The 12448-nt window shown below is 72.2% G+C and carries 9 protein-coding genes; 3 read left to right on the top strand and 6 right to left on the bottom strand.

From position 1 onward, the window contains the following. The first annotated feature begins 10 nt into the window (after window positions 1-10). Together ACFWZH_RS02565 and ACFWZH_RS02560 are read left to right on the top strand one after the other, a co-directional pair. Window positions 11-2611 carry an MFS transporter gene (locus ACFWZH_RS02565; protein WP_384424498.1) on the top strand — a complete coding sequence of 867 codons (2601 nt, stop codon included), beginning with the start codon at window positions 11-13 and terminating at the stop codon, window positions 2609-2611. Between the two features lie 213 nt (window positions 2612-2824). Beyond that, window positions 2825-3667 (top strand): YceI family protein, encoded by an 843-nt coding sequence (locus ACFWZH_RS02560; RefSeq protein ID WP_384424496.1) that lies wholly within the window; start codon window positions 2825-2827, stop codon window positions 3665-3667. Window positions 3668-3719: 52 nt separating this feature from the next. Here the strand turns inward: ACFWZH_RS02560 and ACFWZH_RS02555 are convergent, their stop codons facing one another. Continuing rightward, entirely contained in the window at window positions 3720-4895 is a 1176-nt protein-coding gene (locus ACFWZH_RS02555) for an RNA polymerase sigma factor (RefSeq protein WP_384424494.1), read from the bottom strand. Next, window positions 4888-5310, bottom strand: a complete 423-nt coding sequence (locus ACFWZH_RS02550; protein WP_384424492.1) for a YciI family protein — start codon at window positions 5308-5310, stop codon at window positions 4888-4890. Before ACFWZH_RS02550 ends, ACFWZH_RS02555 begins: the two co-directional genes overlap by 8 nt. A 304-nt stretch (window positions 5311-5614) precedes the next feature. Between ACFWZH_RS02550 and ACFWZH_RS02545 the strand changes: the two genes are divergently transcribed. Beyond that, on the top strand, window positions 5615-5989 hold the full coding sequence (locus tag ACFWZH_RS02545) for a hypothetical protein (RefSeq protein ID WP_384424490.1): 375 nt from the start codon (window positions 5615-5617) through the stop codon (window positions 5987-5989). A 52-nt stretch (window positions 5990-6041) separates the two neighbouring features. On the opposite strand, the gene ACFWZH_RS02540 is transcribed toward ACFWZH_RS02545, so the two are convergent. From ACFWZH_RS02540 to ACFWZH_RS02525, 4 genes are all read right to left on the bottom strand, one after another. After that, the gene (locus ACFWZH_RS02540; protein WP_384424487.1) at window positions 6042-6830 is read right to left on the bottom strand and encodes a TetR/AcrR family transcriptional regulator; all 789 of its coding nucleotides are present in this window, start codon (window positions 6828-6830) and stop codon (window positions 6042-6044) included. Window positions 6831-7012: 182 nt separating this feature from the next. Next, window positions 7013-8569, bottom strand: a complete 1557-nt coding sequence (locus ACFWZH_RS02535) for an MFS transporter (protein ID WP_384424485.1) — start codon at window positions 8567-8569, stop codon at window positions 7013-7015. A 147-nt stretch (window positions 8570-8716) separates the two neighbouring features. Continuing rightward, complete coding sequence (locus ACFWZH_RS02530; protein WP_384424483.1) at window positions 8717-11089, bottom strand: ArnT family glycosyltransferase; 2373 nt, start codon at window positions 11087-11089, stop codon at window positions 8717-8719. Then, window positions 11086-12417 carry a glycosyltransferase gene (locus tag ACFWZH_RS02525; RefSeq protein ID WP_384424482.1) on the bottom strand — a complete coding sequence of 444 codons (1332 nt, stop codon included), beginning with the start codon at window positions 12415-12417 and terminating at the stop codon, window positions 11086-11088. The genes ACFWZH_RS02530 and ACFWZH_RS02525 overlap by 4 nt, the downstream gene beginning before the upstream one ends. Between the last annotated feature and the right edge of the window lie 31 nt (window positions 12418-12448).

Genomic DNA, 12448 nt, shown 5'->3' with positions numbered 1-12448 from the left:
AAGGAACCACATGGCTACGACCACACCGGCAGGTGTGCGGGGCGGCCACGCCAAGCACGGAGGGGGCGGACACAGCACCTCCAGCGGGGCGCCCATGACGCACCGTCAGATAATGGAGGCGCTGTCCGGGCTGCTGCTCGGCATGTTCGTCGCCATTCTTTCGTCGACGATCGTCTCGAACGCGCTGCCCGAGATCATTCATGATCTGGACGGCGGGCAGAGCGCCTACACCTGGGTGGTCACCGCCGCGCTGCTGTCGATGACGGCGAGCACGCCCCTGTGGGGCAAGCTCTCCGACCTGTTCAGCAAGAAGCTGCTGGTGCAGTTCGCGCTGGTGATCTATGTCGCGGGTTCGGTCGTCGCCGGCCTGTCGCAGAACACGGGCATGCTGATCGCCTGCCGTGTGGTGCAGGGCATCGGCGTGGGCGGTCTGTCGGCGCTGGCCCAGATCGTGATGGCCGCGATGATCTCGCCGCGTGAGCGCGGTCGTTACAGCGGCTACCTCGGCGCGGTCTTCGCCGTCGCCACCGTCGGCGGTCCGCTGCTCGGCGGCGTCATCACCGACACCAGCTGGCTCGGCTGGCGCTGGTGCTTCTACGTCGGCGTGCCGTTCGCGGTCATCGCGCTGATCGTGCTGCAGAAGACCCTGAAGCTGCCCGTCGTCCGGCGCGAGGGCGTCAAGGTCGACTGGGCGGGCGCCTTCTTCATCAGCGCGGCGGTCTCGCTGCTGCTGGTGTGGGTGACGCTGGCCGGCGACAAGTACGACTGGATGTCGTGGCAGACCGCTGCGATGGTCGGTGGCGCGGTCGTGCTCGGCGCGATCTTCGTCTTCGTCGAGTCCAAGGCCAAGGAGCCGATCATCCCGTTGCGGCTGTTCCGCAACAAGACGATCACCCTGGCGTCGCTGGCCTCGCTGTTCGTCGGTATCGCGATGTTCGCCGGCACCGTGTTCTTCAGCCAGTACTTCCAGCTGGCGCGCGGCAAGTCGCCGACGATGTCCGGCGTCATGACCATCCCGATGATCGGCGGGCTGTTCGTCTCCTCGACCGTCTCCGGCCAGATCATCACCAAGACCGGCAAGTGGAAGGCCTGGCTGGTCAGCGGCGGTGTGCTGGTGACCGCGGGCCTGGGTCTGCTGGGCACCATCCGCTACGACACCGAGTACTGGCACATCGCGATCTTCATGGCCCTGATGGGCCTGGGCATCGGCATGATGATGCAGAACCTGGTGCTGGCCACGCAGAACCAGGTCGCTCCCGAGGACCTCGGTTCCGCCTCGTCCGTCGTGACCTTCTTCCGTTCCCTCGGTGGTGCGGTGGGCGTCTCGGCCCTCGGTGCGGTGCTCGCCAACCGCGTCACCCACTACGTCAAGGACGGCCTGGCCGAACTCGGGCCCAAGGCCGCCAAGGCCGCCGCGCACGGCGCCGGCAACAGCGGCGGCGGCATCCCGGACCTGGACGCCCTCCCGGCGCCGCTGCGCACCGTCATGGAGAGCGCCTACGGCCACGGCGTCGCCGATGTCTTCCTGTACGCGGCGCCCTGCGCGCTGCTCGCCTTCCTCCTCACCCTGTTCATCAAGGAGGTCGCGTTGAAGACCCGGGGCGGACTGTCCCAGAGCTCCGAGAGCGAGGCCGCCGCGGCCACCGCGTCGGACGCCGGCGTCCCGGCCGCAGCCGCGGCCGCCGCCCCGGCACCGGCCGCCGAGCGCGAGCCCGCGCTGGTGGGCGCCCCGCTCACCTCGGACGACGACGCCCATACGCCGTCCTGGGCGCAGCCCGCCGCCGCGCCGGCCACCCGGCCGCTCCAGGCCCACGCCTCCGTCGGCGGCTCCGACGCCGTCCCGGCCGGCCCGTCCGTGCACGGCTTCGTCCGCAACGCGGAGGGCAGCCCCGTGCCGCGCTCCGCGGTGACGCTGATCTCGCTCAGCGGGCGCCAGCTGGCCCGCGCGGTCGCCCAGGCCAACGGCTCCTACGCGCTCAGCGCCCCCGGCGCCGGCTCGTACGTGCTGATCGCCGCGGCCGACGGGCACCAGCCGCAGGCGTCCACGGTCGTCGTCGGCGACCAGCCCTACGGCTACGACATCCTGCTCAGCGGCACCAGCGGCCTCGCCGGCCAGGTCCGCGCCGCGGTCACCGGCGAGCCGGTCGACGGTGCGATGGTCGTGGTCACCGACGTCCGCGGCGAGGTGCTGGCCACCGGAAAGACCGGCGCCGAGGGCTACTTCGCCTTCGACGAGCTGGCACCGGGGACCTTCACCATCGCCGTGAACGCCGCCGGCCACCGCCCGTCCGCGCTGCCGGTCGAGGTCGGCGGGCAGGGCACCACCCACATCGAGGTGGAGCTGCTGTCCGGGGCTCGGGTGCAGGGCGTCGTGCGCGCCGGTGCCGACCGCCGGCCGCTGCCCGACGCGCGGGTCACGCTGGTGGACGCGGCGGGCAACGTCGTGGCCACCTCGACGACCGGGGAGGACGGCGCGTACGCCTTCACCGACCTGGACGCCGGCGACTACACGGTCATCGCCAGCGGCTACCCGCCGGTCGCCAACGGCCTCTCGGTCGACGCACGCGGGGTCGACGGCTACGACGTCGAGCTGGCGCACCCAGGGGACTGACCCCGAAGAAGCCCCCGGGGACCACCTCCGGGGCGGCAAGACCCCGGTCCGGGGCGCGCGTTGAGCGGAGACGCGCCCCGGACCGGCCACCAGGGCTCCGGCGGCGGCGCTGCGCACAGGCAGGGGACGGCCTGCACGCCGCCGTCCGGAGCCCGCCACTCACCCCCCTATGAGCAGGGGAGACCCCACACGAGGCAACAAACGGGAGAGGCAATGCATTCGACGGGCGCGGGAGCTGCGGGCGTAAGGGCGCAGGTCCGCACACGGGACGGCTGGGCGGTCCAGCACGCCGTACTGACCGTCACCGACATGACGGGCGCACAGGTGCTGCGCGCGGCGGCGGACGAGGAAGGCGCCATCCGCAGCGGGGGGCCGCTGCCCGCCGGCCCGTACACGGTCATCGTGACGGCCGTCGGCTACGCGCCGGTCGCCTCCAGCGCGATCGTGACGGCGAGCGGCCGGATGGACGTGGGCAGCGTCGTACTGGCCCGGCAGGGCGGGGCAGAGCTGCCGCCGCCCGGACCGTGGACCATCGACCCGATGCACTCGACGGTGGCCGCGGTCGCCCAGCACCTGGGCATCTCCAGCGTGCACGGCCGGTTCACCGAGTTCAGCGGCCGGATCGAGATCGCCGAGGACCTGGCGGAGTCGCGGGTCGAGGCCGCCATCAAGGCCTCCTCGATCGACACCGGCAACGGTATGCGCGACGGCCATCTGCGCTCCGAGGACTTCCTCAACGTCGAGGAGTACCCGGAGATCACCTACCGCAGCTCGGGCCTGCGGCCGGCCGGCCCGGACCGCTGGACGGTCCACGGCGAGCTGGCGCTGCACGGCGTCGTACGGCCGGTGGACCTCGAACTGAGCTACCTCGGCACCGGCCCCGACCCGTGGGGCGGGGTGCGCGCCGCCTTCCGCGCCACCGCCGAGCTGCGCCGCGAGGACTTCAAGATGAACTACAACCAGGTCGTGGCGGCGGGCATCGCGGCGATCGGGACGACGCTGAAGGTGGAGCTGGACATCCAGGCGGTGCAGGGGGAGACGCTGCCGATGGGGTGAGGGCGCGGCGGGCGGGCCGGCGCGCCCGTGGCCGCTGTCCGCGCGCGACCCGTCAGCGGCGCCGGCGGGCGTTGAGCCGGGCGGCCTGGCGCGTCAGGTAGTCGCGCTCGGCGAGGTTGGGTGCCTTCTGGGCCGCCTCGGCGTACAGCCGTGCCGCCGTCGCCGGATCGCCGTCGCGCTCGTGGAGGTACGCCGCCACCGCGGCGTGGCGGGGGACGGGGTCTCCCCTGGTCGAAGAGCCGGGGGAGGAGTCGTCCAGCGCCGCGAGCGCCGCCAGGCCGGCGCGCGGACCGTCGGCCTCGCCGACGGCGACCGCGCGGTTGAGCCGCACGACCGGGCTGTCGGTCAGACGCATGAGCTCGTCGTACCACTCGACGATCTGCACCCAGTCGGTCTCCTCGGCGGTGGGCGCGTCGGCGTGGAGCGCCGCGATGGCGGCCTGGGCCTGGAACTCGCCCAGCCGGTCGCGGGCGAGGGCCGCCTGCAGGATCCCGACGCCCTCGGCGATCGCGGCGGTGTCCCACCGGCCGCGGTCCTGCTCGGCGAGCGGCACCAGGCTGCCGTCGGGCGCGGTCCGGGTGGCGCGCCGGGCGTGGTGGAGCAGCATGAGGGCGAGCAGCCCCGCCACTTCGGGGTGGTCGACCTGGGCCGCGAGCTGCCGGGTGAGCCGGATGGCCTCGGCGGCGAGGTCGACGTCGCCGGAGTAGCCCTCGTTGAAGACCAGGTAGAGGACGCGCAGCACGGTGGCGACGTCGCCGGGCTGGTCCAGGCGCACGCCGGAGACGATGCGCTTGGCCCGGCTGATGCGCTGCGCCATGGTCGCCTCGGGCACCAGGTAGGCCTGGGCGATCTGACGGGTGGTCAGCCCGCCGACGGCGCGCAGTGTGAGCGCGACCGCGGACGACGGGGTCAGCGACGGGTGGGCGCACAGGAAGTAGAGCTGGAGCGTGTCGTCCGCCGAGGGCGCGGGCCCGGGGGCCGGCTCCTGGTCGATGTGGTCCTCGCGCCGGCGGCGGGCGGTGTCGGCACGGGTGGCGTCGAGGAACTTGCGCCAGGCCACGGTGACCAGCCAGCCCTTCGCATCCCGCGGAGGGTCGGCCGGCCAGCCGCGGACCGCCTCGACCAGGGCGTCCTGCACGGCGTCCTCGGCCGCCGCGAAGTCGGCTCCGCGGCGGACGAGGACGGCGAGCACGCTCGGCGTGAGGCTGCGCAGCAGGGCCTCATCCATGGAAGGTGCACTCCGAGACGGTGGGTGGCGCGGCCAGGAACGGGCGCACCTCCAGCCACTCGTGGATCGGCTTCCCGCCCGCCCCGGGGGCGGCCGACAGCTCCCCGGCCAGCTCGACGGCGCGCTCGTGGCTGTCGACGTCGATCACCATCCAGCCGGCGATGAGGTCCTTGGTCTCGGCGAACGGGCCGTCGGTGACCGGCGGGCGCCCTTCGCCGTCGTACCGGACCCACGTCCCCTCGGGGGCGAGCGCCTGACCGTCGACGAACTCCCCGGTCTTCTCCAGCCTGGCCGCGAAGTCCTGCATGTACTGCACATGCGCCGAGATCTCCTCGGGCGTCCACTGGTCCATGGGCACGTCGTTCACCGCAGCCGGAGCGCCGCGGTAGTGCTTGAGCAGCAAGTACTTGGCCATGATGGTTCTCCTCGGTGCTGGTGCGACCCATTGTGGTCGCATTCACCTCGGGGACGGAGCCGGCCACGGGTTCTCGACATCGCCGCCGGAATTTTTTTCCGGCTCTCGTGTGGGGCGGTGGCATGGGCCGTCCGGTGGCGCGACCGTGTGGGCTCTGGTGGAGGCGCGCCGATCCACGAAGCGCCCTTTTCGACCCACATCGAAAAGATGGCGCATCCCCGGCGCCCCGGACAGACTCCATGTCGCGAGATCGATCCCGCTCGACCAGAGACGATCCCACTCGACCGACAAACGGGGGAGAACCATGCGAAGGATCATGAAGACGGCCGCGGCGCTCACGTTCGCCGTCGGCGCCCTGGCCACGGTCGGCGCGGCCGGCGCCCAGGCGGCACCGGCGGCCGCCTCGCACGGCTGCCCGTCCGGGGCCGTGTGCGTCTACCCGCAGAACGCGGGGTGGAACGGCGATCGTCCGTCCCACGTGTACTACAGCTACGGCGCCCACAACCTCAGCGGCCAAGTCGGCCGGCACTACGTCTTCAACAACCAGACCGGTGGCGCCAAGGCGCGCACCTGCACCGGCTACAACGGCACGGGCGACTGCCAGGGCTTCATGGACCCCGGCTACTACGTGGACAAGGACCTGACGCCGATCAACTCGATCGTCCTCGTCCGACCGTAACCGTCCACCGCACGCGCTCCGCGGTTTCGCGGTCTCCGCCGGGCCGGGCCTCCTACCGGGGGCCCGGCCCGGGGGCGTCGCCCCGGTCCCGCAGCGCCTCGATCCCCGCGATCTGCAGATCCAGCGCGAAGGCGAAGTCCCGGTCGCGCATCTCCCGCACGGTGGACCCGCCGCGGGCCTCCATGACCTTGGTGGAGTTCTCCATCGTCTCGGCGAACTCCGGACGGCCCTGGACCGCGGACATCACCTGCTGGAAGTACTCGTCGACGGGCAGCCCCGCCTCCGCGCAGCGGGCGTCGAACAGGCCCTCGATGGTCGCGAAGCCGTAGACGAACTGGAAGACGGCGGACAGCCCGCCGGTGATCTGCTCCAGGGACAGCCCGCTCTCCTTCATCACCCGCATGGTGGCGTTGGAGAAGGCGAGGGAGTGCGGGCCGATGTTGATGTACATGCCCAGCAGTCGGACCACCCAGGGGTGGCCGGTCAGCAGGGCGCGGTATTCGCCGGCCAGTGAGCGCAGGTGGTCGCGCCAGTCCCGGTCCGCGGCGGCCTCGTCCGGCATCCGCATCTCGCCCATGACGCTGTCCAGGGCGAGTTCCAGCAGGTCGTCCTTGGTGTCGACGTACCAGTAGACGGACATCGCGGTGACGCCCAGCTCGGCGGCGAGCCGGCGCATCGAGAACTTCGCCAGGCCCTCGGTGTCCAGCAGCCGGACCGTGGTCGCGACGATCTTGTCGAGGTCGAGTCCGGCCGGCTGGTCCGCCTTCCGTTTGAGCGGGGGCCGTTCGGTCAGCCAGACGCTGCTCGGCCGCTTCCTGGCGCGGCCGTCCGTCGCTGCCATGGCGCCCCTCCTTGTTCCTGAGCGTCGTCGGTGCCGGCGCCGGCCGGATTCCTTGCCGACGGGGTGGCTGGGTGTCTGGGTGGCTGTGTCGGTGTCGTGGCCGGTGAACGGTGCGCAGGGGTGTCGCCCGGGTACTGCGGACCGCCCGTACGCGCCGTTCACGATCACGTACACCGTCGATGCTATTCGGCCGCGGCGGCGGCCGGCTCCGGGCCGTTGGCCGTCCCCGGTGCCGTCGGCTGCTGGGCGGTGCGCTCCGCCCGGCGCAGCAGTACGGCGGCGAGCAGTCCGCCGAGGAACACCGCGGTCGCGCCGACCAGCTGGCTGGTGCCGATGCCGGAGGCGAACGCGTCCTGCACGGCGGAGCGTTCGGCGTCGGTACGGGTCCGGTCGAGGGCGGCGGGCAGCGAGCCGGCGCCCGCGGCGACCAGTGGGAGCAGCGCCACGAAGCGGGAGTTGAGGACCGCGCCGAGGACGGCGACGCCCAGGCCCTGGCCGAACTCCATCAGCGTGCCGTTGACGCCGGCGCCCACTCCGGCCTTCGCCGGCGGGATGGCGGACATGATGGCGTTGGCCATCGTCGGCATGGCGAGCGCGACGCCGACACCCATCACGATCAGACCGGTCAGCATGCCGCCGTAGCTGTGGCCGCCGAGCAGGGAGATCGCGGCGAGGCCGGCCGCGAGCAGGGACATGCCGGAGACGATCATTCCGGGGGTGCCGAACTTGGGCAGCAGGCGGGCGCTCAGGCCGGTGAAGTTGATCAGGATGACGGTGACGGCGAGCGGTGCCATCCGCAGTCCCGCGTCCAACGGTCCGTACCCGAGCACCAGTTGGAGGTGCTGGGTGAGCAGGAACATCGAACCGCCCATGCCGAAGGCGACGAGGATGCCGCCGGAGACCGCGCCGATGAAGCGGCGGTTCTGGAAGAAGTGCATGTCCAGCATGGGGTACGGGACATGCAGCTCCCACCCCGCGAAGAGGGCGAGCGCGGCGATGCCGACGGCGGCGGAGATCACCACCTGGCCGGACAGCCACCCGTCGACCGGCCCGGAGATGATCGCGAAGACCACTCCGACCATGCCGATCGTGGACAGCAGGGCGCCCAGCAGATCCGGGCGGTCACCGGCCCGGCTCTTGGACTCGGGGACGAGGGTGACGACGGCCACGACCGCGATGACCGCGACGGGGAGGTTGACCAGGAACAGCGAGCCCCACCAGAAGTGGTCGAGGAGTACACCGCCGATCAGCGGCCCGGCGGCGAAGCCCAGGGAGTTGACCGAGCTCCAGATGCCGATGGCCCGGGGGCGCTCCGCGTCGTCGAAGATCTGCATGACGACGGCGAGGGTGGTGGTCACCAGCAGCGCGCCGCCGACGCCCATGCCGGCGCGGGCGGCTATCAGCTGGCCGGGGGACTGGGCGAGTGCGGCGCCGAGCGAGGCGACGCCGAAGAGCACCAGTCCGACGGCGAGCATCTTCTTGCGGCCGTAGCGGTCGGCGGAGTTGCCCGCGGTGAGCAGCAGGCCGGACTGGACCAGCGAATAGGCGTTGATCATCCACTGGACGTCGGCGGTGGTCGCGCCCAGGTCCTCGGTCAGGGAGGGGATGGCGACGTTGAGGACGGTGTTGTCGAGGATGACCGTGAGCTGCGCGAGGCAGATGACGGCCAGGATCAGCCAGCGGGCGGAGTGCCGGCCCGGCGGCTGCAGGGTGGTGGCTTCGGAGGCCACGGAGGTCATACGGGCTCCCTGTACGGTGCGAGCGGATGCTTTACACCGTACAGGGCGACTTATACGCCGTACAATTGAATTACTGCCCACCTTCCTGGGGAGGGCTTTGCCAGGGGAGCCATCGGCCCCTTAGGGGAAGACCCCGAGCGCGGCTCGCTAGGCCTTCTGGGTCAGGTCGTAGAAGGTGGCGCTGCCGACGGTGACCTTCTTGAAGGTCTTCTCCACCCAGGAGCTGATCTCCGAGGAGCTGCCCCGGCCGCCTCCGGGGCCGCCGAAGCCACCCCGTCCGCCGCCGATGAAGTAGTGGATCCTCCCGTCCGCGACGTACTTCTTGAACTGGGCGAGGGTCGGTGACGGGTCGCTCCCGTTGAACCCGCCGATCGCCATCACCGGCTTCTCGGTGGCGAGTTGGTGGCTCGCGGCGTTCTGGGAGCCGACGGCCGCGGCGGCCCAGGTGTAGTCGTCCGCGTCCTTCTCCAGCAGGGCCTTGGCCTTGGCACTGACCTTGCTGCCGTTGAGCAGGCCGCCCATACCGCCCGTCCGGCCGGCGCCGCGCTCACCCGTTCCGCCGATACGGCCGGGGAAGGCCTGCCCGCCCCGGCTCCGGCCCGGAGGGAACGCCTGGCCCGCCGGGTTGCCCTGGCCCGGCCGACCGGCTCCGGGCGCGCCGCCTGGGGCACCGCCCGGCATGCCGTTGTTGCCTCCGTTGTTGCCTCCGTTGTTGCTTCTGTCGGGGCTGCCGTTTCCGTTTCCGTTGGCGTCGGCTCCGGCGTTGATACCGGGCCACATGCCACGGGCGCGCCCACCGGGGAAACCCCCGCCTCCGGGTCCGCCCATACCGCCCCGCACAGCAGGCCCGGCCGTGATGATCGAACCGCCCTTGGGCGTGCCGACCGTATCGAGCGTGTACGCCACCGGCCCGGCCAGCGCCGCCACCAGCCCGGCCCCGGCCGCGAGCACGGCGACCCGACGGCCCGCCCGCATCGGAACCCCGTCCGGCACCGGAACCCCGTCCGGCACCGGAGCCCCCTCGCCTGCCGGCACCCCGTCTCGTAGCGGCCGCTCCGCCCGCACCGGGGTCTCCCCCCGTACCCCTGCTCCCGTCCGCGGAGCCACCAGCAGGCCCAGCGCCGCCGGCGCCCCGAGCGCCAGCACCGTCCAGCGCAGCCACGGCAGCCAGTCCGGTGAACGGTCCAGCAGCACGTACGACCAGGCGGCGGTCACCGCGACGGTCGCGGCCAGCACGCTCGACGCGAGCCGCCCGCCGCGCCGCCACAGCAGCGTCGCGCCCATCCCGACCAGCGCCGCGATGTACGGGGCCAGTGCGATGTTGTAGTACTGGTGGAAGATCCCGGACATGAAGCTGAAGGTCGTGAACGTCATCAGCAGCGCGCCGCCCCAGACCAGGAACTCCGCCCGCTGACCGGCCTGTTCGGCTTGTGCCGCCTGTTCGGCTCGTACCGCCTGTCCGGCTCGTACCGCCTGTCCGGCCTGTTCGACGGCGCTCGCCCGCCGGGCCCGCCACAGCACGCACACCGCCACGATCAGCAGGATCAGCGCGGCGGGCAGCAGCCACGCGATCTGCCCGCCCATGTCGGCCGAGAAGAGCCGGGTGAGGCCGGTCTCCCCCCATCCGCCTCCGCCGCCACCGCCGGGACGGGCACCGCCCCCGCCGACGCTGCCGGTCTCCTCGCCGGTGATCCGTCCGAAGCCGTTGTAGCCGAAGGTCAGCTCCAGGAAGCTGTTGTGCTGCGAGCCGCCGATGTACGGGCGCGAGGCCGCCGGCCACAGCTCGACGATCGCCACCCACCAGCCGCCGGACACCACGATCGCCAGCCCGGCGAGCAGCAGCTGTCCCAGCCGCCGGCGCGGCGCGACCGGCGCACAGCAGGCATGGACCACGGCGAGCGGCGGCAGGATCAGCCACGCCTGGAGCGTCTTGGTGAGGAACCCCAGCCCGAAGCAGACCCCGGCCAGCACCAGCCACTTCGTACGGCCGTCCTCCAGCGCGCGCAGCACGGCGGCGATCGCGCAGACCATCAGGAGGCACAGCAGCGCATCGGGGTTGTTGAAGCGGAACATCAGCGCCGCTACCGGCGTCACCGCCAGCACCCCGCCCGCGAGCAGGCCGGCGCCCGCGCCGAACCGCCGCCGTACGGCCGCGTACAGCACGCCGACCGTCGCCACACCCATCAGCGCCTCGGGTACCAGGACCGCCCAGGAACTGAGCCCGAAGAGCCGTACGGACAGCGCCATCGGCCACAGCGCGGCCGGCGGCTTGTCGACGGTGATGGAGTTCGCCGCGTCGGAGGAGCCGAAGAAGAACGCCTTCCAGCTCTCGCTGCCGGCCTGTACGGCGGCCGAGTAGAACTGGTTGGCGTACTCGGACGCGGACAGGCTCCACAGGTAGAGCACCGCTGTGACCAGCAACAACGCCAGCAGTGCGGGGCGTGCCCAGCGCGGATCCGTGGAGTGGCCGCGCAGGATCCGCGCGGCCGCGGACGGCGTGGGGGACGGCTGCGCGGTCATCGGGTGCTCCTGGGGGTGTCGTTCATGTCGTGCCGGTCGCGCGGCTCGCCGCCTGCGAAGGTGACGGTGGTGTCCCCGCGCTCACGCTCCGGAAAGACCCAGGCGCGGAAGAGCAGGAACCGCAGCACCGTCGCCGCGAGGTTGGCCGCGACCAGCACCGCGAGTTCGGTGCCGTGCGAGGCGTTGCCGCTGGCGGCGTCGAGGGCGGCGAGAGAGCCGCTGGTCAGCGCCAGCCCGATGGCGAAGACCACCAGCCCCTGGGCCTGATGGCGCAGTGCCCGGTCCCGCCCCCGTACGCCGAAGGTCAGCCGCCGGTTGGCGGCGGTGTTGCCGACGGCCGACACCAACAGTGCTGCCGCGTTGGCCAGTTGGGGACCCAGACCGAGCCGGAAGAGGGAGTACAGGGCGAGATAGCACAGCGTGCTGAGCCCGCCGACGACACAGAAGCCGACCAGCTGACGCGCCAGGCCGCCGGGCACCCCGGACAGCTCCCGGTCCCGCGGGTCGTCCCCGAACGGCCGGGCCAGCCGGTCCAGCGGCAGCCCCCCGGTCGCCAGGGCCCGCCCCACCCGCCATACGCCCTTGAGGTCGTCCACGGCCGTCCGCACGAGGTGCACGGTGCTGTCGGGGTCGTCGACCCAGTCCACCGGCACCTCGTGGATCCGCAGCCCGGCCCGCTCCGCGAGCACCAGCATCTCGGTGTCGAAGAACCACCCGGTGTCCTCGACCATCGGCAGCAGCCGTGCCGCCACGTCTCCCCGTATGGCCTTGAACCCGCACTGCGCGTCAGAGAAGCGTGCGGCGAGCGAGCCCCGCAGGATGAGGTTGTAGGTACGGGAGATGAGCTCCCGCTTCGGCCCGCGGACGACGCGCGAGCTGCGGCTGAGCCGGGAGCCGATCGCCAGGTCCGAATGCCCCGAGATCAGCGGCGCGACCAGCGGCAACAGGGCGTTGAGGTCGGTGGACAGATCGACGTCCATGTAGGCCAGCACCGGCGCCTCGGAGAGCGACCACACGGTGCGCAGTGCCCTGCCGCGCCCCTTCTGCTCCAGTCGTACCGCCGTGACCTCGTCGATCGTGTCGTCGAGGCGGGCGGCGACGTCCGGCGTACGGTCGGTGCTCGCGTTGTCGGCGATGGTGATCCGGAAGCCGTAGGGGAAGGTCCGGGCGAGGTGCTCGTGCAGGCGCCGGACGCACGGCTCAAGATCACTCTCCTCGTTGTAGACGGGGATGACCACATCGAGGACGGTCGCGATCCGCCCGAGAGGCAGATGCTCGCGTGGCGGCAGGGAGCCCAGTGGAGCACGGGGCGGCTGAGTCGTCGTCATGGCGACGACACTCGCCAACTCCGCTGTCACG

It is taken from the genome of Streptomyces sp. NPDC059008 (assembly GCF_042749045.1).
Classification (GTDB): Bacteria; Actinomycetota; Actinomycetes; order Streptomycetales; family Streptomycetaceae; genus Streptomyces.
This window is presented reverse-complemented; position numbering and strand designations above follow the sequence as displayed.

Coding starts and splice junctions, on each gene's coding strand:
- ACFWZH_RS02565 (WP_384424498.1), top strand. CDS start 11: ATGGCTACGACCACACCGGCAGGTGTGCGGGGCGGCCACGCCAAGCAC.
- ACFWZH_RS02560 (WP_384424496.1), top strand. CDS start 2,825: ATGCATTCGACGGGCGCGGGAGCTGCGGGCGTAAGGGCGCAGGTCCGC.
- ACFWZH_RS02555 (WP_384424494.1), bottom strand. CDS start 4,895: ATGGATGAGGCCCTGCTGCGCAGCCTCACGCCGAGCGTGCTCGCCGTC.
- ACFWZH_RS02550 (WP_384424492.1), bottom strand. CDS start 5,310: ATGGCCAAGTACTTGCTGCTCAAGCACTACCGCGGCGCTCCGGCTGCG.
- ACFWZH_RS02545 (WP_384424490.1), top strand. CDS start 5,615: ATGCGAAGGATCATGAAGACGGCCGCGGCGCTCACGTTCGCCGTCGGC.
- ACFWZH_RS02540 (WP_384424487.1), bottom strand. CDS start 6,830: ATGGCAGCGACGGACGGCCGCGCCAGGAAGCGGCCGAGCAGCGTCTGG.
- ACFWZH_RS02535 (WP_384424485.1), bottom strand. CDS start 8,569: ATGACCTCCGTGGCCTCCGAAGCCACCACCCTGCAGCCGCCGGGCCGG.
- ACFWZH_RS02530 (WP_384424483.1), bottom strand. CDS start 11,089: ATGACCGCGCAGCCGTCCCCCACGCCGTCCGCGGCCGCGCGGATCCTG.
- ACFWZH_RS02525 (WP_384424482.1), bottom strand. CDS start 12,417: ATGACGACGACTCAGCCGCCCCGTGCTCCACTGGGCTCCCTGCCGCCA.